Source organism: Aeromonas media, from assembly GCF_020423125.1.
Lineage (GTDB): Bacteria > Pseudomonadota > Gammaproteobacteria > Enterobacterales > Aeromonadaceae > Aeromonas > Aeromonas media.
Window position 1 is genome coordinate 969,777 of sequence record NZ_CP075564.1, and the last position, 20,947, is coordinate 990,723.

At 63.2% G+C, this 20,947-nt stretch carries 18 protein-coding genes; 6 read left to right on the top strand and 12 right to left on the bottom strand.

The genetic code is table 11. The features are described 5' to 3' along the window. Nucleotides 1-5 precede the first annotated feature (5 nt). The gene (gene gltS / locus KI797_RS04620; protein ID WP_005326527.1) at nt 6-1,205 is read right to left on the bottom strand and encodes a sodium/glutamate symporter; all 1,200 of its coding nucleotides are present in this window, start codon (nt 1,203-1,205) and stop codon (nt 6-8) included. Between the two features lie 432 nt (nt 1,206-1,637). Between gltS and ansA the strand changes: the two genes are divergently transcribed. Continuing rightward, on the top strand, nt 1,638-2,645 hold the full coding sequence (ansA, locus tag KI797_RS04625) for an asparaginase (protein ID WP_042648756.1): 1,008 nt from the start codon (nt 1,638-1,640) through the stop codon (nt 2,643-2,645). Between the two features lie 238 nt (nt 2,646-2,883). On the opposite strand, the gene KI797_RS04630 is transcribed toward ansA, so the two are convergent. Both KI797_RS04630 and KI797_RS04635 read right to left on the bottom strand, forming a co-directional pair. Then, nucleotides 2,884-3,162, bottom strand: coding sequence for a YeaC family protein (locus tag KI797_RS04630; protein WP_226171744.1), 279 nt, complete (start codon nt 3,160-3,162; stop codon nt 2,884-2,886). Nucleotides 3,163-3,196: 34 nt separating this feature from the next. Continuing rightward, nucleotides 3,197-4,630 carry a glyceraldehyde-3-phosphate dehydrogenase gene (locus tag KI797_RS04635; protein WP_226171746.1) on the bottom strand — a complete coding sequence of 478 codons (1,434 nt, stop codon included), beginning with the start codon at nt 4,628-4,630 and terminating at the stop codon, nt 3,197-3,199. A 210-nt stretch (nt 4,631-4,840) separates the two neighbouring features. Between KI797_RS04635 and KI797_RS04640 the strand changes: the two genes are divergently transcribed. Both KI797_RS04640 and KI797_RS04645 read left to right on the top strand, forming a co-directional pair. Further along, nucleotides 4,841-5,644 (top strand): DUF2989 domain-containing protein, encoded by an 804-nt coding sequence (locus KI797_RS04640; protein WP_226171748.1) that lies wholly within the window; start codon nt 4,841-4,843, stop codon nt 5,642-5,644. Continuing rightward, nucleotides 5,641-6,198 (top strand): NUDIX domain-containing protein, encoded by a 558-nt coding sequence (locus tag KI797_RS04645; RefSeq protein WP_226171750.1) that lies wholly within the window; start codon nt 5,641-5,643, stop codon nt 6,196-6,198. The genes KI797_RS04640 and KI797_RS04645 overlap by 4 nt, the downstream gene beginning before the upstream one ends. Nucleotides 6,199-6,262: 64 nt before the next feature. Here the strand turns inward: KI797_RS04645 and sppA are convergent, their stop codons facing one another. Then, nucleotides 6,263-8,107 (bottom strand): signal peptide peptidase SppA, encoded by a 1,845-nt coding sequence (sppA, locus tag KI797_RS04650; RefSeq protein ID WP_226171753.1) that lies wholly within the window; start codon nt 8,105-8,107, stop codon nt 6,263-6,265. A 306-nt stretch (nt 8,108-8,413) separates the two neighbouring features. Between sppA and KI797_RS04655 the strand changes: the two genes are divergently transcribed. Together KI797_RS04655 and KI797_RS04660 are read left to right on the top strand one after the other, a co-directional pair. After that, a complete protein-coding gene (locus tag KI797_RS04655) occupies nt 8,414-10,441 on the top strand; it encodes an NADPH-dependent 2,4-dienoyl-CoA reductase (RefSeq protein ID WP_226171755.1) in 2,028 nt (675 codons plus the stop codon). A 143-nt stretch (nt 10,442-10,584) separates the two neighbouring features. Continuing rightward, complete coding sequence (locus KI797_RS04660) at nt 10,585-11,133, top strand: NAD(P)H nitroreductase (protein WP_005326541.1); 549 nt, start codon at nt 10,585-10,587, stop codon at nt 11,131-11,133. Nucleotides 11,134-11,499: 366 nt separating this feature from the next. On the opposite strand, the gene KI797_RS04665 is transcribed toward KI797_RS04660, so the two are convergent. From KI797_RS04665 to KI797_RS04675, 3 genes are all read right to left on the bottom strand, one after another. Beyond that, entirely contained in the window at nt 11,500-12,048 is a 549-nt protein-coding gene (locus KI797_RS04665) for a sugar O-acetyltransferase (protein WP_226171757.1), read from the bottom strand. 258 nt (nt 12,049-12,306) lie between these two features. Beyond that, nucleotides 12,307-13,185: a 50S ribosomal protein L11 methyltransferase gene (gene prmA, locus KI797_RS04670; protein ID WP_005326544.1), complete on the bottom strand. Its 879-nt coding sequence runs from the start codon at nt 13,183-13,185 to the stop codon at nt 12,307-12,309. A 532-nt stretch (nt 13,186-13,717) separates the two neighbouring features. Further along, nucleotides 13,718-14,734 carry a zinc-binding alcohol dehydrogenase family protein gene (locus KI797_RS04675; protein ID WP_226171759.1) on the bottom strand — a complete coding sequence of 339 codons (1,017 nt, stop codon included), beginning with the start codon at nt 14,732-14,734 and terminating at the stop codon, nt 13,718-13,720. 100 nt (nt 14,735-14,834) lie between these two features. On the opposite strand from KI797_RS04675, the gene KI797_RS04680 reads away from it, so the two are divergent. Further along, nucleotides 14,835-15,707 carry a LysR family transcriptional regulator gene (locus tag KI797_RS04680; RefSeq protein ID WP_042648766.1) on the top strand — a complete coding sequence of 291 codons (873 nt, stop codon included), beginning with the start codon at nt 14,835-14,837 and terminating at the stop codon, nt 15,705-15,707. Here KI797_RS04680 and KI797_RS04685 read toward each other — a convergent pair whose 3' ends face one another. From KI797_RS04685 to accB, 5 genes are all read right to left on the bottom strand, one after another. Beyond that, nucleotides 15,708-17,132, bottom strand: a complete 1,425-nt coding sequence (locus tag KI797_RS04685; protein WP_042648767.1) for a PTS transporter subunit EIIC — start codon at nt 17,130-17,132, stop codon at nt 15,708-15,710. It lies immediately after the preceding gene. Nucleotides 17,133-17,220: 88 nt separating this feature from the next. Further along, nucleotides 17,221-18,678, bottom strand: coding sequence for a sodium/pantothenate symporter (gene panF, locus KI797_RS04690; protein ID WP_226171761.1), 1,458 nt, complete (start codon nt 18,676-18,678; stop codon nt 17,221-17,223). 68 nt (nt 18,679-18,746) lie between these two features. Continuing rightward, nucleotides 18,747-18,995: a YhdT family protein gene (locus tag KI797_RS04695; protein ID WP_005326553.1), complete on the bottom strand. Its 249-nt coding sequence runs from the start codon at nt 18,993-18,995 to the stop codon at nt 18,747-18,749. 114 nt (nt 18,996-19,109) lie between these two features. Next, complete coding sequence (accC, locus tag KI797_RS04700; protein ID WP_005326556.1) at nt 19,110-20,450, bottom strand: acetyl-CoA carboxylase biotin carboxylase subunit; 1,341 nt, start codon at nt 20,448-20,450, stop codon at nt 19,110-19,112. A gap of 15 nt (nt 20,451-20,465) precedes the next feature. Then, nucleotides 20,466-20,927 (bottom strand): acetyl-CoA carboxylase biotin carboxyl carrier protein, encoded by a 462-nt coding sequence (accB, locus tag KI797_RS04705; protein WP_005326559.1) that lies wholly within the window; start codon nt 20,925-20,927, stop codon nt 20,466-20,468. Nucleotides 20,928-20,947: the final 20 nt, after the last annotated feature.

Here is a 20,947-nt window from a genome sequence, read left to right on the forward strand (position 1 = left end):
GGGAATTACAGGAAGGGCAGGGCCAGGAACAGCTTGATCACCACGGCATTGATGATGTCGATGAAGAAGGCACCCACCATGGGCACCACCAGAAACGCCAGGTGAGAGGGGCCGAAGCGTTGGGTGATGGCCTGCATGTTGGCGATGGCGGTGGGGGTGGCGCCCAGACCGAAGCCGCAGTGGCCCGCCGCCAGCACGGCCGCGTCATAGTTGCGGCCCATGACCCTGAAGGTGACGAAGATGGCGTAGAGCGCCATCGCCACCGTCTGGGCGGCCAGCAGGATGAAGATGGGCAGGGCCAGGCTGGCGAGATCCCACAGCTTCAGGCTCATCAGCGCCATGGCGAGGAAGAGCGACAGGCTGACGTTGCCGAGCAGGGAGACTTCGCGGTCGCTCACCTCGTGCCAGTTCAGCAGGGTCAGCAGGTTGCGCAGCAGCACGCCGACGAACAGCACGCAGACGAAGACCGGGAGCTCCAGGGCGCTGCCCTTGAGGTAGAGAGAGAGCATCTCGCCCCCCTTCAGGCTGATGGCAATGAGGGCCAGGGTCTCGATCACGCTGAAGGTGGTCAGCGGTCGCTCCATGTCCGGCATCTCGAAGCCTTGGGGGGCGCCGTCCCGGTTGTGTTCCTCGCCGGGCACCTGCACCTTCTTCACCAGGTAGCGGGCGACAGGACCGCCGATCAGGCCCCCCAGCACCAGACCGAAGGTGGCACAGGCGATGGCGAGCTCGGCGGCGGATTGCACGCCGTACTTCTCGGTGAAGATGGAGCCCCAGGCCGCACCGGTGCCGTGGCCGCCGGAGAGGGTGATGGAGCCGGCCAGCAGCCCCATGTGCGGGTCCAGACCCAGCAGGGTGGCCAGACCGACCCCCAGGCTGTTTTGCACCAGCAGCAGGCCGGTGACCACCAGCAGGAAGGTGATCACCGCCTTGCCGCCGCGCTTGAGGCTGCCCAGATCGGCGGAGAGGCCGATGGAGGCGAAGAAGGCCAGCATCAGCGGGGTTTGCAGTGTGGTGTCAAATTGCAGTTCAAGCTGCATGGTGGAGCGCAGCAGCAGCAGCACCAGAGCGACCACCAGGCCGCCTGCCACCGGTTTGGGGATGTTGAAGGTGCGCAGGGGGCCAATCCGGTTGACCAGCAGGCGGCCAAGCAGCAGCACCAGGGTGGCGGCGACCAGGGTGGCGTAGGAATCAAGTTGTATCATGCGGTACTCCCATGTTGATCGGCTGTGTCTTTGGCGAGAAAGACGCACAGATTCAGCCGGGATGAAACAGTGTGGCGCAGGCGCCAGTTCAAGAGGGGGCCACGGGCCCAGTCCCAGGTAAAAATGGGATCGATGCGAGCCCGATTTCATCAGGCATCCAGATGACATTTATGAAAAATTCGCCGGATAGTAGCAAAAATCACCGTTTATATCCATGTTCATCATATTAATGCTCAAAACAGTGCATTAACCTAGCATTTAACACTGTGCGCTGGGCGTGCTCCGGCCCGCAACAATGACTGCTGTCATTTGCAGCGGCAGTCTCTATAATTCGCCAGTTTCCCGCCCATGAGCGGCACCGGAATAGGAAGTGAAGGAACCGGCTAAGCCTTTAAATGTCTGCCGGTTGTCAGTCCAGAGAGAGGAGAGGGTGTGAAGAAGTCTATCTATATCGCCTACACGGGCGGCACCATAGGGATGCAGCGTTCCGACCACGGTTATGTGCCGATGGCGGGTTTCATGGAAGATTGTCTGGCGCGGATGCCCGAGTTCCACCGGCCCGAGATGCCGGATTATCATATTCACGAATATGCCCCCCTCATCGACTCCTCCGACATGACCCCGGCGGACTGGCAGCGCATCGCCGAGGACATTCGTGACAACTACGAGCAGTACGACGGCTTCGTGATCCTGCACGGCACCGACACCATGTCGTTCACCGCGTCTGCGCTTTCCTTCATGCTGGAGGATCTGCACAAGCCGGTCATCATCACCGGCTCCCAGATCCCGCTCGCCGAGCTGCGCTCCGATGGCCAGCAGAACCTGCTCAATGCCCTCTACATCGCGGCTAACTACCCGATCCACGAGGTCACGCTGTTTTTCAACAATCAGCTCTATCGCGGCAACCGCAGCAAGAAGGTGCACGCGGACGGCTTCCACGCCTTCGATTCACCGAACTACCCGCCGCTGCTCAACGCCGGTATCGCCATCTCCCTGGAAGCGGGGGAACTGGGCGTGCCGTCCGAGCGGCCGCTGGTGCTGCACGACATCACCCCCCAGCCCATCGGTGTGGTGACCCTCTATCCCGGCATCTCGGCGGAGGTGATCGCCAACATCCTGCAGCAACCGGTGCGGGCGCTGATCCTGCTCTCCTTCGGGGTGGGCAACGCGCCGCAGAACCCGGCCATGCTGGCGCTGCTCTCCGAGGCGTCGGCCCGGGGCGTCATCATCGTCAACCTGAGCCAGTGTCTGCACGGCAAGGTCAACATGGGGGGCTATGCCACCGGCAACGCGCTGTCCCGGGCCGGGGTCATCTCGGGCTTCGACATGACCGCGGAGGCGGCGCTCACCAAGCTGCACTTCCTGTTGAGCCAGGATCTGCCGGCGCCGCGCATCCGTGAGCTGATGCAGCAGTCCCTGCGCGGCGAGCTGACGCCCTGAGAAACTGCCCACGATCTTACTGCGAAGCCGTGATCAAGGCTCATGTGCTGCTCGCTTGTTTGTGAACAAGAGGGCTCACGTATATCTATACGCTCCGGTTCCTGCGCTGCTCTTCACCTTGCTGACGCCTTCTCGCTACATGTCGTGAACAGCTTCTGACCTCCCCACCATGGGGGAGAGTGGAAAAAGAGGGGAGCCATAATGGCTCCCCTCTTTAGTTGTGGCGGGCGGGTCAGGCTCAGTGGCTGAGATCGATGCGGACTATCTCTTCCTCATCGCGATACTGGCGTTTGAGCTCGCTCTTGCTCTTCATCACGATCTCGCCGTCACTGCCTATGTTCATATGCTCGGGATTCTCGAGGTGCATCGCCTGCCAGGCCATCACGGCCTGCAGCGAGGTGGCCTTCTGCTCGTCGGTGAGGGGCTGGCCATCCGGCCATTTGCCGAGCTCGACCGCGGTCTTGAGCCGCTCGTACACTTCCTTGGGCATCTGCCCTATCACCTGTTGAAACGACATTCGGCCTCTCCTTGAAAATTGAGCCATGAAGGGATCAGGCGGGCAGATCCTGACGGACTACGCCGGCCATCTGCTCCATTACCCGTACTACCTGACAACTGTACCCGAACTCGTTGTCATACCACACGTACAGCACGCAGTGATCCCCCTCGGCGATGGTGGCCTGGGAGTCCACTATGCCCGCGAAGCGGGAACCCACCATGTCGGAGGAGACCAGCTCGGTGCTGGCACTGAAATCGATCTGGCGATGCAGGGCCGAGCTCAGGGCCATCTGCTGCAGATAGGCGTTGAGGCTCTCTCTGTCGGTGGCTTGTTCCAGGCTCAGGTTGATGATGGCCAGGGACACGTTGGGGGTCGGCACCCGGATTGCGTTGCCGGTCAGCTTGCCTTTGAGCTCCGGCAGCGCCTTGGCCACCGCCTTGGCGGCGCCGGTGCTGGTCATCACCATGTTGAGGGCCGCGCTGCGACCGCGTCGCTCGCCCTTGTGATAGTTGTCGATGAGGTTCTGGTCGTTGGTGTAGGAGTGCACCGTCTCCACGTGGCCTTGGCGGATGCCGAACTTGTCCTGCATCACCTTGAGCACAGGGGTGATGGCGTTGGTGGTGCAGGAGGCGGCGGAGACTATCTTGTCATCCGGGCCTATCACCTCGTGGTTGACCCCGAACACCACGTTCTTCATCTCCCCCTTGCCGGGAGCGGTCAACAGCACCCGGGCGGCGCCGCGTGCCTTGAGGTGCTCGGACAGGCCTGCCTCGTCGCGCCAGACCCCGGTGTTGTCGACGATCAGCGCATTGTCGATGCCATAGGCGGTGTAGTCGATGTCGGCCGGGCTGTTTGCATAGATCACTTGGATGAAGGTGCCGTTGGCGATGATGGCGCTGCGATCACTATCCACCTCGATGGAGCCGTTGAAGGGGCCGTGCACCGAGTCACGGCGCAGCAGGCTGGCCCGCTTCTCGAGATCCCCCTCGCGGCCGCCACGCACCACTATGGCGCGCAGGCGCAGGGAGTTGGCGGCGCCGGTGCGCTCGATCAGCAGCCGGGCCAGCAGGCGGCCGATGCGGCCAAAGCCGTAGAGCACCACGTCGGTCGGTGCCGGCACGCTGGCCCGGTTCAGGGCCGGGGCCAGCTTGGCGCGCAGGTAGTCGTCTATGCCGGCTTCATCCTGGTGATCCTGCCAGTAACCCACCGCCAGCTTGCCGAGGTCCACTTCGGCGGCGGTCGGGTTCAGGGCGACCATGGCCTGGAGCAGGGGGAAGCTTTGCTGGATGGGGAGGGGGGCGCCCTGGTGGCGGCGAACGACCCGGTGGGCCTTGAGGATGTCGATGGTGGAGGCGTTCTGCAGCGGGCGCCCGTAGAGGGTGATCTCTATCCCTTGCTGGCGGTAGAGGCGACCAATCAAGGGCTGCATGGCTTCGGCGAGCTCCTGGCTCTCCTGCCACGCCTGCAAGTAGTGCTCGTGGGTCATTAACCAGATCCTTTATTTCACGTTGTTGAAGCAAGTTGCCTGGGCAAATTGACATTCGTCGAATGCAGATCAGTGTAGGGCTGACGGTTTCGTTATATTATTCTGCAGTCGCGGCCTTATACGGCGCGCGCATTGTAATGGATATGTAGCCTGTTTGCTAGTTGGCGGTGGCCAGTGCGGGTTGCGATTGTTACCAACCAGATGTGAACCATGACCCTATTCTCACAGCGTCCGTTACTGCTCCCCCTCGCCTGTTGTCTGACGCTGATGGCCTGCGACGACGACAGGATCCACAACATCTGCTCCCAATCCCCGACTCTGTGTGAGGATCTGGTGGACGACGGCTGGTGTCGCCATGAGCGCAGCGATGTCATCCGTGCCCGCTACTACCTCCAGGAGGAGGGCTCGGACAGACGCCAGTACGAGTTGATGCGTGGCCTGGAGCGTTATCTGCAGTGCGCCGAGCACTCCACCAACATCGAATACAAGCGGGCCCGCGAGCAGAAGAGCCCCAGGGTGGAGGGCATGCTGGCCGCCGGCGCTCAGCTGGCGCAGCTGGATGCGCAGACCCGTGGTTCCCAGGATCCCTATCTGCTGCTCTGGCATTGGACCAACAACACCAATCCAGCGGCTCGTGCCAGCTTCCTGGCGCTGGAAGGCACCCCCGCCCTCGAGGAGCCGGAGCTGCAGCTGGCCCTGGGGGGGATCTATGCCAAGAGCGAGCCCCAGAAGGCCATCGCCTTGATGCACCATGCACTCTCCCTCTATGGGGAAGGGGACAAGGTCAACAGCCGGATCCTCACCGCCCTCAGCACCCTCTACATGGGACAGAAAGCATTTGATCTGGCCTATCAGTGGGGCAAGGTGAGCGAGTCGTTTCAGGAGACCCCCGAGGTGTCATCCACCCGCCTCGGGATCTACCACGCTATCGGTAAGGAGCAGCAGGAGAGGTTAGATCAGGCGGCCGCCACCATAGTCGACGCCCTCAGGGAAGGGAGCTACCAGGCCCCATGATCCCGCTACCACCCAGTGCCCGCGAATGGGCCCATGCGTTCGACATCCGCCTCGTCCATGGTCAGGTTCCCTGCGAGGGGCGGGTGCTTGAGCGGACCACGGTCAGGGCCGTGGTGATGCGCGGGGATGAACTGCTGTTGGTGCATTCTCGCGTCAACGGGGACCTGATGTTCCCCGGGGGCGGCATAGAGGCGGGGGAGTGCCACAGTACCGCCCTGGCCCGGGAGCTGCGGGAAGAGTGCGGCGCCGAGCTGGTGGCCGTGGGTCTGCTGCTCGGGCAGACCCGGGAGTTTCGCGCCGCCCGCGAGGCCGACTACGACGCCTACTGCATCCGCTCCTTCTATTACCTCTGCCAGGTGGGGGAGGACTGGTGCGAGCCGCGCCCCCAACCCTACGAGATACGCCTTGGTTTCACCCCGGGCTGGTTCGCACTGGAAGAGGCTCTGCAGACCAACAAGACCCAGCTGGCTGGCCCCTGTCCCCAGTGGACGGTGCGCGAGACGAGGGTGCTGGCCGAGTTGCAGCACTGGGTGGATGCGGGTCTGCTGAGCTGACCGCCATGGGGTTCTGAGGATAAAAAAACCGCCATTCGGCGGTTTTTTTATTGTCGCTGCCGGATCAGGGCACGCAGACCGGGCAGAAGGCGTAGGTGCCTTGCGGGTCATTGAAGCGGGTCAGCGGGTCCAGGCTGCGGTTCATCTCCACCAGCGCCTTGCCCAACCCGGTGGGCAGCCAGCTTTGCAGGTGCGGGGCCAGCGCCTGGGCGCTGCTGTCGAACAGCTCGCGCAGGAACTTGTCCCTTGCCGACTCTTCCGGCGCTATGGGGGTGACCTGCCAGCTCTTGAGGTTGGCGAGCTCGGCGGCGGCCTTGAGGGCGTCGTCCAGGTTGCCGAACTCGTCCACCAGCCCCAGCGCCTTGGCATCCAGGCCGGTCCAGACCCGGCCTTCGGCGGCTTTCTCCGCCTCTTCCGGGCTCAGGCCCCGGCCCTTGCCGACCAGACCGACGAAGCGCTGGTAGGTGTCTTCCACGCTCAGCTGGATGGCCTGACCGACGTGCTCCGGCAGGGCCCGGGTCAGCCCGATCCCCACGAAGTCCGTAGTGCCGATGCCGTCGGTGTGCACCCCGTACTGGGAGAGCGCCTTGTCGATGGTGGCGAACATGCCGAACACCCCGATGGAGCCGGTGAGGGTAGTGGGGGAGGCGAAGATCTTGTCCGCATCGGCGGAGATCCAGTAGCCACCGGAGGCGGCGTAGCTGCCCATGGAGATGACCACTGGCTTGCCAGCCTGCTTCAGGGCCAGCAGCTCGGCGCGGATCTGCTCGGCGGCGAAGGCGCTGCCACCCGGGCTGTCGACCCGCAGCACCACGGCCTTCACCTGGTCATCGCGGCGGGCCTCGGCCAGCAGATCGGCCAGGCTGTCGCCGCCTATGGTACCGGCGGGTTGCACCCCGTCCATGATGGCGCCGCTGGCGGTGATGAGACCCACCTCATCCTTGCCGCTCTGGGGATATTGCTCGGGGATGGCGGCCAGATACTCTTTCAGGCCGACCCCTTTCCAGCCGTGATCCTCGCTCTCGCCCACCTCCTTGATAACCGCCTGGGTCATCTCGTCACGGGTGGCGAGCTGATCCACCAGGCCGTTGTCGAGGGCGTAGCTGGCGGCATTGCCACCGGCCTTGCGCAGCAGGTCGAGGAAGTGATCCTTGTCTGGTGCGACGGCATCTGGCTCTATCTCCCGCTGCTCGGCCACGTCGGTGACATAGGATTGCCACAGCTGATCCAGCCAGCGCTGGTTCGCCTCCTTGCTCTCGGGGGACATCTCATCCCGGGTATAGGGCTCGACGAAGGATTTGTAGGTGCCGACCTTGAACACATGGGGGGTGACGTTGAGCTTCTCCAGCGCCGACTTGAAGTAGGTCTGGTAGACGCCAAAGCCTTCGATCAGCACGGCGCCGCTCTGGTTGAGCAGCACGTGGTCTGCGTGGGCGGCGAGCAGGTAGGCGCCCTGGCTGTAGTAGTCGGCCATGGCGATGACCGGTTTGCCGCTCTCCTTGAATGCGTCGATGGCGCTTGCCACTTCCTGCAGCTTGGAGAGGCTGGCCCCCTGCAGCCCCTGGGGCTTGAGCACCAGCGCCTTGATGCGATCGTCATTCCCCGCGCTCTTGATGGCCCACAACAGGTCGGAGAGCACGATTTCGCTCGGCTGATCGTCGCTTTTCTCCACCTGCCTCAGCAGTTGCACGGTCGGATCGGTTTGAGTGCGTTGTTCGACCAGTACGCCGGCGAGATTGAGGGTGAGGGCGCCCTCGATGGGGGTGCTGGGTGTCTCGCTCTGGTTGAGGCTGAAGGCGATGACCAGCACGACGATGAGAAACAGCAGATTGACCAGCATCAAGCGGGTAAAGTTGAGCAGACGCCAGAGGCTGCGAAACAGCCACCCCAGACCTTTGAAAATAGACATAGCCGTGCTAACGCCCTGTTAATGGGTAGAGAAGGGCATTATTAACCAGTTGACCCGCCAATTGCCATTTTCGCTTGGCTGGGATCGCTCTCCCTGGCTTCAGGATACGGCTGTTCGCTGAAAAAATGTCCAAACATTTGTTTGAAAAAGGATTTTCGATTCTTTACTCTAGCCTCAATTTGATAACAAAAAATTAACTGGAGGCCCTGTGAGCCGCTACCCGACGTTGCTGACCCCCCGCAGTCCCCTTCTTCGTCACCATGTGCTGGCGGCATCTCGTGCGTCTGCCTCTAAAAGGAGTGCGTCATGAGCCTGTATCCAACGCTGCTGACACCCCTGGATCTCGGCTTTACCCAGCTCAAGAACCGGGTATTGATGGGCTCCATGCACACCGGCCTCGAGGAGGAGAAGGGGGGCTTTGACAAGCTGGCCGCCTTCTACGCCGAGCGCGCCCGCGGCGGTGTCGCCCTCATCGTCACCGGTGGCATCGCCCCCAACCTGCGGGGGCGCCTGGTGCCCCATGGCTCGCAGCTCAGCTTCCCCTGGCAGGTCGCCAAGCACAAGAAGGTGACCGGCGCCGTGCATCAGGAGGGGGGCAAGATAGCCCTGCAGATCCTCCATGCCGGTCGCTATGCCTACCATCCGTTCAGCCTGGCGCCGAGCGCCATCCGGGCTCCCATCTCTCCGTTCAAGCCGCGCGCCATGAGCGAGCGGCAGATCCGCGGCACCATCAGGGACTTTGCCTCGACCGCGGCACTGGCCAAGGCGGCAGGCTATGACGGTGTGGAAGTGATGGGGTCGGAAGGTTATCTCATCAACCAGTTCATCTGCGAGCGCACCAACCAGCGCAGCGACGGCTGGGGCGGCAGCAGCGAAAACCGCATGCGTTTCCCGCTGGAAATCGTGCGGGCCATTCGCGAGCGGGTCGGCACCGACTTCATCATCATCTTCCGCCTCTCCATGCTGGATCTGGTGGATAAGGGCTCCTCCCTCGAGGAGGTCATAGCGCTCGGGAAGGCGTTGGAGCAAGCCGGGGTGAGCCTCATCAACACCGGCATCGGTTGGCACGAGGCGCGCATCCCCACCATCGCCACCAGCGTGCCGCGCGGCGCCTTCAGCTGGGTGACCGCCGAGCTGAAAAAGCACCTCACCGTGCCCCTTATCACCACCAACCGCATCAATACCCCCGAGGTGGCCGAGCGCATCCTGGCGCAGGGGGAGGCGGACATGGTCTCCATGGCGCGCCCCTTCCTGGCGGACCCCGAGTTTGTCATCAAGGCCGCCGAGAACCGGGCGGACGAGATCAACACCTGCATCGCCTGCAACCAGGCCTGCCTGGATCACGTGTTCAAGCAAAAACGTGCCTCCTGCCTGGTCAATCCCCGCGCCTGCTTCGAGACCGAGCTGACGTTTGGCCGGGTGCCCCAGCCCAAGAAGCTGGCGGTGGTGGGGGCCGGGCCGGCCGGGCTGGCGTTCGCCTGCTACGCCGCCGAGCGTGGCCATCAGGTGAGCCTGTTTGATCAGGCGCCGACCATCGGCGGCCAGTTCAACTTCGCCAAGCAGATCCCGGGCAAGGAGGAGTTTCACGAGACCCTGCGCTACTTCGCCAGGCGGCTGGAGAAGTGCGGCGTCGAGCTCTATCTCGGCCAGCGCCAGAGTGCCGAGAGCCTGCTTGGCGGCGGTTTTGACGAGGTGATCCTCGCCACCGGCATACGTCCTCGCACCCCCAACATTCCCGGCATTGATCACCCCAAGGTGCTGAGTTACCTCGACGTGCTGCGCGATGGCAAGCCGGTGGGCGACAAGGTGGCGGTGATCGGGGCCGGCGGCATCGGCTTCGACGTGGCCGAGTTCCTGGTGGAGAAGAAGGGGGAGGGGAGCGCGGATCATCATCGCGATCACTGGCTCAGGGAGTGGGGCATCGACAAGAGCCTCGGCGAGCGCGGCGGTCTGATGACGCCTGTGATCGACGCGCCCGAGCGCCAGATCTGGCTGCTCCAGCGCAAGGAGAGCAAGGTGGGGGATGGCCTCGGCAAGACCACAGGCTGGATCCACCGCACCGTATTGAAGAACCGCAAGGTGCAGATGCTCTCCGGCGTGCAGTACCTGCGCATCGACGATGAAGGGCTTCACATTCAGGTGGGCGAACAGCAGCAGTGCCTGCCGGTGGATCAGGTGATCATCTGCGCCGGACAGGAGCCCCTGAGGGAGCTGCAGGCCGGCCTGCAGGCGGCGGGCAAGCCGGTGCACATCATCGGCGGGGCCGACGTGGCGGCGGAGCTGGACGCCAAGCGCGCCATCCGCCAGGGAGCCGAGCTGGCGTCCGTCATCTAGCGCCTTGGCCTGAGCCGACAGCATGATGATAACCCCCTGACTATCAGGGGGTTTCTGTTGGTGGCGCCGACCGGCCCTGGCTGTGCTCCCTTTCGGGCTGTGTTAAGGTAGCGCCAACATTGCCTCCTGATAAGGAACTGACCATGGATGCCCTCTCCCTGTTACTCAACCGCCACTCCTGTGGCCGTCTGACCACCCCGGCCCCGAGTGGCGAGGTGCTCGACAATATTCTGAAGGCCGGCCTGCGAGCGCCGGATCACGGCACCCTGACTCCCTGGCAGTTCATCCTGTTTGAAGGGGAGGGGCGTGAGCGTCTGGGGACCCTGCTGGCGGACGCCGCTCGCACCCGCGGCGAGGATGAAGATAGCATCAAGAAATGCAGTGAAGCGCCCCTGCGAGCGCCCCTGGTGGTGGCCGTCGCGACCCGCTATCAGGCACACCCCAAGGTGCCGAAGCTGGAGCAGGAGCTCTCCGCTGGCTGCGCCCTGATGGCGATGCAGATGGCGGCCCAGGCACAGGGGTTCAACGGCATTTGGCGCTCCGGCTGGTTCATCTTCGACGAGGGGATCAATCAGGGGCTGGGGTTGGCACCGGACGATCAACTGGTGGGCTTCCTCTACCTGGGCACCCCCATGCTGGAGGCGCGCAAGTTGCGGGAGTTGCCGATCGCCGACTTCGTACGTCGCTTCTGAGTCAAAGATAATGCACAAGAGCCCTGATTATTCAGGGCTTTTTTATTCCCCCTGGAACGACATCGGGCTGTACTCAAAATTGGAGGCTTGCCAAGAGGGGGGTAGGGGGTTGGCCGGACATTTTTTGAATAGTGAGAGGCTGCTCTCAATCCTGGTTGATTACCCTATGTAAAACGTTTGCGCCCCGTTATTATCCCATTGCCAGTTTAGAAGGTGACCCCTTCTAATTTTCTGCGATGAGAGTCGCAATTCCGTAGCACCTTTTTACAGCCCAGCGTCGTTATGACATTGGGCTTTATTTTTATGGGCGGTTTTCTGCATCAGCACCACGGCATCTGTGGGCCCCTCGCTGCCGGTCACTTGCATCTAGGCCCTGGCGGGCAGGATGCGGGCCGGATTGCCCACCACCCGGGCTCCGGCCGGGACGTCTCTGGTCACTACGGCGCCCGCACCGACGATGGCCTCCCGTCCTATGGTGACCCCCGGCAGCAGGATGGCGCCACCACCGATCCAGACCCTGTCTTCTATGGTCACCGGCAGCGCTGTTTCTACCCCCTGGATGCGCTCATCGGCGTCCAGGGCGTGGGCGGCGGTATAGATCTGCACGTTCGGCCCTATCATGACATCGGCGCCGATGCGGATAGGCGCGTTGTCCAGCAGGGTGGCCCCCATATTGATGTAGCTGCGCTCGCCAAGGTGGATGTGGCGGCCATAGGTGCAGTAGAGGGGCGGGTAGATAAAGGCGCCCTCCGCCAGCTCGCCGACGATCTCTTTGAGCAGCGCCAACTGCTGCTGCTCCTCTTCCGCGCGATTGAAGCGGCGATAGCGGCACGCCGTCTCCCGGCGTATCGCATCCAGCTCCTGGGCCATGCAGTTGTAAGGCTGGCTGGCGATCATCTTTTCGTATTCGGTCATGGCTAGGCCTCAATGGGGTGAAGGAGAAGAGGATAAGTCATCGAGGCGCAGAGAATCGTGAAGCTCTCCCCAGAGTGGGCAGAAGGGCGCGCAGCTGGCGCCGGGAAACGACAAGGGCACCCTGGGGTGCCCTTGTTGGGTATAGAGGATACCTGTTGCTATCAGCCGTGCTTGCGACCGCAGTGTTGCCGCCGCAATGGCCGCTTTCTATCAGCCGTGCTTGCGACCGCAGTGTTGCCGCCGCAATAGAGCTTTCTATCAGCCGTGCTTGCGGCCTGAGAGGCGACACCACTCTTCCTTCACCGCGGTCGGGTCCATGTCGAACCACTGGCTGTAGATGGTCTCCAGCTCCGGGGCCTGGCTCTCCAGCACGCCGGAGAGCGCCATCAGGCTGCCGGGCTTGCCGTGGCCGGCGATGAGCGGCGCCAGCTCGCGCAGCGGGCCGGCCAGGATGTTGGCCACCACCACGTCAGCTTCGACGTCTTGCGGCTGGTCGGCAGGCAGGTAGAGTTCGATCTGGCCGGCGACGCCGTTGCGCTCGGCGTTGTCATGGCTGGCCTGGATGGCCTGCGGGTCGATGTCGATGCCGATGACCCGGGCGGCGCCGAGTTTCAGGGCGGCGATACCGAGGATGCCGGAGCCGCAACCGAAGTCGACCACCGTCTTGCCGGCCAGATCCAGCCCATCCAGCCACTGCAGGCAGAGTGCTGTGGTGGGGTGGGTGCCGGTACCGAAGGCCAGGCCCGGATCCAGCATGACGTTGACCGCATCGGGATTCGGCACGTCGCGCCAGCTCGGGCAGATCCAGAGCCGCTCGCCGAACTGCATGGGGTGGAAGTGATCCATCCATTCCCGCACCCAGTCCTTGTCCTCCAGCTGCTCGACCTTGTAGCCGACGTCTTCCCCGAAGATCTGCTGGAAGAAGGCGATGGTGGGAGCCGGGTCGGTTTCGGCATCGAACAGCCCCATCACCTCGGTCTCGCCCCAGAGCGGCGTTTCACCAGGCAGTGGCTCGTAGACGGGCACATCCTGGGCATCCATAAAGGTCACCGCCTGGGCTCCACGCCCCAGCAGCATGTTGCTCACCTTGTCCGCAGTCTTGGCGGTGGCGTTGATTCGAATTTGTATCCAGGGCATGGGGTCGACTCTTCATAAATGTGAAACCGCGGAATTCTATCATCATGGGCCTGTGCTGTCGTGGTTTGCCCATGATGGGATGGGGAAGGAAGGCAACTCTGCCAAGTTGGCATGGTTAATGTATTCCTTACTGGGTGACGGGAAGCAACTTGTTCCCGCTGAATGCTTTGCTCTATGAAGTTCCGTCATCTTTTTCAGCCACCTTCGGGTGGCTTTTTTTATGCAGGCGTGCTGAAAAGCGGTCATTTTGCGGGTAAAAGCAGACATTGGCACGCAATCTGCAAAGTTCCACATGTCCTGCATAAGGATATGTGTGTGATTGTTACCCCAACGTTCAGGTTTTAAGGGCCATCCCGGCGGGATGGCCTCTTTTTATGGTTTTTTCGGGGAAGGGGCCCGTCAGGGGCACAGATCGGCTGCGGGGCTGTGCACTCTTGGGGCTTGTCACTGGTGATTTCACCCCATGATGGTGCATTTTTTACCTATAAGGGAATAGGTCGCATGGCTGTGGGGATCTCTGGCTGCAAGGACCTCAGCTGGCAAAGCTGCTCATGTCGATCACCAGCTTACCCACCATACGGCCCGCCTCCAGCTCGCGATGGGCCTGTGCCAGGCTGGTCGGAGTCAGTTCGGGCAGGGTGCGAGTGAGCGTGCTCTTGAGCACCCCTTGGTCCAGCAGGGCGGCGACCCGGCCGAGCAGCTTGTGCTGCTCGATCATGTCCGGGGTCTGGAACAGGGAGCGGGTAAACATGAACTCCTGGCTGAAGGTGACGCTCTTGGCCTTGAGCAGGCCCAGATCCCAGGGCTCGCTGGATTCGGCAATGGTGCAGATGTGACCGAAGGGGCGAATGAGGCTCGCCATGGCGGCCCAGTGCTGCTCGGTGGCATTGGTGCAGAAGATGGCATCGAGCTGGCTGATGCCAAGGCCGGCCAGCTCTTCCTGCAGGTTGTGATGACTCACTACCTGGTGGGCGCCCATGGCCAGGCACCAGTCACGGGTTTCAGGTCGGGAGGCGGTGGCGATCACCTCCATTCCGGTGAGCTGACGGGCCAGCTGGATGGCGATGGAGCCGACGCCGCCGGCGCCACCTATGACAAGCAGTCGCCCGGTACTTTCACGGTTGAGGCCGATGCGCTCGAACAGGGTTTCCCAGGCGGTGATGGCGGTCAGCGGCAGGGCGGCAGCTTCCAGGTCGCTCAGGGTCTTGGGGGCGAGGGCGGCGATGCGCTCATCCACCCGTTGTAGGGCGCTGTTGCTGCCGGGGCGGCTGATGTCGCCGGCATACCAGACGCGGTCGCCCGCCTTGAACAGGGTTACCTCGTGGCCGACCGCCACAACCTCTCCGACCGCATCCCAGCCCAGCACGCGGGGCGTCGCCTCCACCTTGGCCTTGGGGGCGCGCACCTTGGTGTCCACCGGGTTGACCGAGGTTGCCGTTACTTTCACCAGCAGATCCCGTGGGCCCGGGGTGGGATCCGGCAGTTCGGTCTCGATGAAGCAGTGGGGGTGATCGCTTGGCAGATAATGGGTGAGGGCAATGGCTTTCATGGCAGTTCCTTTCAAATCGGTATGAGTGGGATTGCCAGCGAGTCTAGTCTGGTTGATTATTTCGATTAAGATGGGTAATCGGGACAGACTGTTTGTATATATGAACAATGTCGAACTGGAGTTGATGGGGCTGTTCGCCACCGTGGTGGAGCAGGGCAGTTTTACCGGGGCGGCCGAGGTGCTTGGCATGCCCAAGTCCTCGGTGAGCCAGAAGATCTCACGCCTCGAGTCACGGCTCGGGGTGCGACTATTGCAGCGCACCACCCGCAGGCTCAGCCTGACCCCCCAGGGGGAGGTCTATGTGGAGCATTGCCAGGCCCTGCTGGCCCTGGCGAGAAGCGCCAATCTGGCCATGGCCAGGCTGCGCTCGGCCCCTGCGGGTCGGGTGCGGATCACCGCGCCCGAGGCGACCGGCACCCTGCTGCTTGGCCGGATTATGGCCGAGTTTCGTGCCCTCTATCCCGAGGTGGTGCTGGAGCTGACCTTGAGCGACGAGCAGCTGGATCTGGTGGGGGAGGGCTACGATCTGGCGCTGCGGGCGGCGCCGCTCAAAGATTCGAGCCTCATCTGCCGGCGCATCGGCCAGGTGGCGCGCCATCTGGTGGCGGCCCCGGGTTATCTGGCGAGCCAGGGCACGCCGCAGCAACTGACTGAGCTGGGGGGGCATGCCTGCCTGGTGCACACGTCGCTGCCGGTGTGGCCGTTGCTGGAGGGGGGCTGGCGGCCGCAAGGGGCCTGCATCAGCAACAGCCTGCTGGCGCTGAGGGAGCTGGCACTGCACGAAGGGGGGATAGCCCTGTTGCCGGATCATGTCTGCCGAGACGATCTGGCGGCGGGGCGCCTGCTGAAGGTGCTGCCGGATCACCCCATACCCCCCAATCCCTTCTATCTCATCTACCCGAGCCGCGAGCATCTGGCACCCGCCCTGCGCAGCCTGATGGACTTCGTCGCCGAGCGCTTGCCATTCGCCTGATCAGCGGTGCTGGCTGAGGGGGGCCTGACCGGGTTCGAGACCGAGCGGCACCGACTGTCGCTCTGCCAGCATGCGGATCTGCCCCTCGATGAGACCGGCGTTGGGGCCCAGCACCAACACAAGCTGATGCTCGTTGAGCTGGATCCAGGAGAGGCAGCCGAGCCTGGCCAGACGGGACTGATCCACCAGCGCCATCTCCCGCACTCGCAGGCTGAGCCTGGTCAGGCAGACGCTCATGGCCTGCAGGTTGTCCATGCCCCCCAGCATCTTGAGGTACTGGATGGCCAGCATCTGGGGATCCGTGGGGGCCACGGTCGCGAGCTGGGGCAGCTCCTCGGCGATGGGCTTGCTCGGCAGGCTGAGGGGGGCGTACTCAAGCAGCCGGGAGAAGACCAGGGCATAGATGACGAAGAACAGGATGCCGAGGGGGATGAGCCAGAAACTGTGTTCACCTGAGCCGTAGCTGAGCACCAGATCCAGCAGCCCGGCGGAGAAGTAACTGCCCACCTGGATGCCGAGCCCGCTGCAGATGGCCAGCGACAACCCGGTCAGCAGGGCATGGGCCAGGAACAGCCAGGGGGCGGTGAAGGCGAACAGGAATTCGATGGGTTCGGTGATCCCCACCAGGGCCGAGGTGAGCGCCAGGGTGAGCAACAAGCCCCCCTGCGGCAGGCGTCGCATCCGCTGGCGATGGAGCCAGATGGCAAAACAGGCGCCGGGCAGGCCGAACATGATGACCGGATAGAGACCCGCCACATAGCCCTCGTGCAGCGGCTGGGCGGCGGAGAGCGCCTGCAGGTTGCTCTCCCCCAGACCCATGAGGCTGCCCAGCACCTGGTGAAGGCCGAGGGGGATCAGCAGCCGGTTCAGCACGCCGTAGCAGAAGGCGCCAAACGGCGTGGTGAGCAGGTCGGAGGCGAGCAGGGTGATGCCTTGTTCCAGCAGCGGCCAGAGCAGGGCCAGGGGCACGACCAGCAGCAGGCTGGCCAGGGCCGAGAGCAGCAGGCCGGGCAGCTCTTCCTGCAGCGGTCGCAGCCAGCCGGGGAGGGAGAGGCTGCGGGTCCAGGAGCAGACCATGGCGGTGGTCAGGCCCGCCAGCAGACCGCAGATCATGTCCGCATGCAGGCCGGGCTGCAGGGTGGCGAGCGCCGAGCTCAGCAGCAGGAAGTTGACCGCGCCGGCCAGGGCCTGCGCCCCTTGCCCCTGTCGGCTCAGCCCGAAGGCGATGGCCACCGCATAGATGAGCGGCATCTGGCTGAACAGGGCGCGTCCGGCCAGGGAGAGCACCGCCAGATCCAGCACGTCCGGCTGGCCGAGCCGATAGAGCAGGGCCGCCAGCGGCAGGATGGAGACGGGCAGCAACAGGGCATAACCGAGCCGTTGCAGGGACTGGGTCAGGATCTTTCTGGCGTTCTGAACTGGCATAAGGGCGCGGTATTTTGTGACGTGGCGCACATTTTACTCACTCGCACCCATTTGGGAATAGGTGCGAGTCCCTTTATTGGCCCCTTTCTTATTTCTGATCAAACAATCGGCGAACCGACTGATCCGGGGCCGGGGTCAGCAGGCTGACCAGGATGAAGGCCGCGAGGCCGAGTCCCAGGCTCGGTACTATGGCGTGCAGGCCGGCCAGCTTGATCCCCCACTGACTCAAGGCCCCATAGCAGACAATGCCTGACACCATGCTGGCCAGCGCCCCCGGGCCGTTGGCCCGCGACCAGTAGAGGCCGAGCACCAGGGGCCAGAGGAACACCGCCTGCAGGCCGCCGAAGGCGAGCAGGTTGAGCCAGATGATCATCTCGGGGGGCTGCAGCGCCGCCAGCAGCACCAGGGTGCCGAGGATCAGGGTGCAGAGCAGGGAGAGCCTGGGAATGCGCACCTCCAGCTTCTCTTGGCGAGGATTGAGGTAGTTGAGGTAGAGATCCTTGACCAGGGTCGCCGAGGCCTGGATCAGCTGGGAGTCGATGGTGGACATGATGGCCGCCATGGGGGCCGCCAGGAAGACCCCGGCCAGCCAGGGGGGCAGCACCTCCATCATCAGGGAGGGCATGATCTTGTCCGGGCTGTCCATGCCGGGCAGGATGGCGCGACCCAGGGCGCCAGCGAGGTGCATGCCCAGCATCAGCAACGCGCTGACCACGGTGCCGATGAGGATGCCCCGGTGCAGCGCCTTGCTGTCCCGATAGCCGAAGCAGCGCAGGGCCGAGTGGGGCAGCCCCACCACACCGACGCAGACCAGGATCCAGAAGCTCAGCATGAAGGGCTGGGTCAACATGTCGCCGGCGCCGGTCGGGCTCACCAGCTTGGGATCTATCTCCTTGAGCTGATGGATGAGGTTCGGCAAGCCGTCACCGGCAATCAGTATCCCCGCAAGCAAGGCACCCGTGCCTATCAGCATGATGATGCCCTGCAGGGCGTCGGTCATCACCACGGCGCGAAAGCCGCCGATCACCGTGTAGAGCAGCACGCAGCTGGCAAACAGGAAGAGCCCCTGCTGGTAGCTGAGGCCGGTTGCCGTCTCCAGCAGGCGGGCGCCGCCGATGAACTGCACCACCATGGTCGCGATGAAGGCGAGGATGATGGTCACCGAACCCAGCACCACCACCCACTTGCTGCGGTAGCGGGCCCACAGCATGTCGTTGATGGTCACCGCATTGACCCGGCGGGCGATGATGGCGAACTTCTTGCCAAGCACCCCCAGGGTGAGCCAGACGGTGGGCAGCTGGATCATCGCCAGCAGCACCCAGCCCAGGCCTATCTTGTAGGCGGCGCCCGGCCCGCCGATAAAGGAGGAGGCCGAGGTGTAAGTGGCCACCAGGGTCATGGCCAGCACCAGGCCGCCCATGCTGCGGTTGCCGATGAAGTACTCCTGCACGAAGTCACCCCCGGCGCGGTGGCGACCGGCCCAGAAGCCGATCCCGAGCACCAGCACCAGATAGACGACGAGCGGCAGCATCAACTCAAGATTCATGGGGGGCCTCCTCGGTATCCAGCGGGGCGTCGGTAAACCGGGGATCCGTCATGGGTTCAGTACGCGGCTCAGGAGTCATGAGGGGGCTCCTCGGGGTCGAGAGGAATGTCGACGAACAGGCGATCCACCATGAGCGCGCAGAGGCCGATAAACAGCAGTGGCATCAGGATGCAGCTGAGCAGAAACCAGAGCGGCATATTCCAGAGCTCGAGCGTCTCGGGAACGAAGTACGCCGAGCCATACCAGGCAACGAAGTAAAGCAGGGTCAGCAGCAGGCAGAGGGCTGCTTCCCGACGGGCGAGCGCGAAACGATTCACCTTGGCCTCCGACAATTTTGAGGGGCGCAAGGATAACAAAAAAGGGCCATGTCGCCATGGCCCTTTTTTCGCTGTCGATCCCGAGGGACCGAACGCGCTCTGCTAAAGCGTCTTTTACAGACCCAACTTCTTGTGCAGGTAGTGGATGTTGGTGCCACCGTGCTGGAAGTTCTCGTCCTTCATGATCTCTTTTTGCAGGGCGATGTTGGTCTTGATCCCTTCCACCACCAGCTCGTCGAGAGAGTGACGCATGCGGGCGATGGCGATGTCACGGTTCTCGCCGTAACAGATCAGCTTGCCGATCATGGAGTCGTAGTAGGGCGGCACCTTGTAACCCGCATAGATGTGGGATTCCCAGCGCACGCCCAGACCGCCCGGCGCATGGAAGCGCTGGATGAGGCCAGGAGACGGCATGAAGGTGGCAGGGTCTTCGGCGTTGATCCGGCACTCGATGGCATGGCCACGGATGCGGATGTCCTGTTGGGTGATCGACAGGGGCTGACCGGCGGCGATGCGCAGCTGCTCCTTGATGAGATCCACACCGGTGACCATCTCGGTGACCGGGTGCTCGACCTGGATCCGGGTGTTCATCTCGATGAAGTAGAACTCGCCGTTCTCGTACAGGAACTCGAAGGTGCCCGCACCGCGGTAGCCGATTTCGAGACAGGCGCGCACGCAGCGCTCACCGATGAACTTGCGCATCTCTTCGGTGATGCCGGGGGCCGGCGCCTCTTCCACCACCTTCTGGTGACGGCGCTGCATGGAGCAGTCGCGCTCACCCAGGTAGAGGGCGGTACCCTGACCGTCAGCCAGCACCTGGATCTCGATGTGGCGCGGGTTCTCCAGGTATTTCTCCATGTAGACCATGTCGTTCTTGAAGAACTGGCCTGCTTCGGATTTGGTCAGGGCGATGGCGGCGGCCAGCTCTGATTCATTGCGCACCACGCGCATGCCACGACCACCACCGCCACCGGCGGCCTTGATGATCACGGGGTAGCCGATCCGCTTGGCAATGGTGGCGTTGCGCTTGGCATCGTTGTCCACCGGGCCGTCGGAGCCGGGTACGCAGGGGACGCCCGCCTTCTTCATCGCTTCGATGGCGGAGACCTTGTCACCCATGAGGCGAATGGTCTCGGCGCGCGGGCCGATGAAGATGAAGCCGGATTTCTCGACCACTTCGGCGAAGTCGGCGTTCTCGGAGAGGAAGCCGTAGCCCGGGTGGATGGCGACGGCACCGGTCACCTCGGCGGCGGCGATGATGGCCGGCACGTTGAGGTAGGACTCACCGCTGGCGGGTTTGCCGATACAGATGGTTTCGTCGGCCAGGAGCACATGTTTGAGCTCCCGATCGGCAGTGGAGTGAACGGCCACTGTCTTGATCCCGAGCTCTTTGCAGGCGCGCAGGATCCGCAGGGCAATTTCACCGCGGTTGGCGATGACTACTTTGTCCAACATGGGTGGCGTCTTCCCTTATTCGATGATGAACAGCGGCTCGTCAAATTCGACGGCCTGACCATTTTCAACCAGGATCGCTTTGATCACACCGGCCTTGTCAGACTCGATTTGGTTCATCATTTTCATGGCTTCGACGATGCACAGGGTATCGCCGACATTGACGTGCTGACCGACTTCCACGAACGGCTTGGCTTCCGGGCTGGAGGAGCGGTAGAAGGAGCCGACCATGGGGGAGCGCATCAGATGGCCACTCGGGGCGGCATCGGCAGCAGGGGCGGCGGCCTGGGCGGCAGCGGCGACCGGCGCGGCGGCATGTTGAACCTGCGCCGGCTGCATCATCATCTGCGGGGCAACGCTAACCTGGCCGGAGAAATTGCGGCTGATGCGAACGGACTCTTCCCCTTCGGAGATTTCCAGCTCGGCGATGCCGGACTCTTCAACCAGTTCAATCAGCTTCTTGATTTTGCGGATATCCATTAGCATTCTCTTTCTTCTTT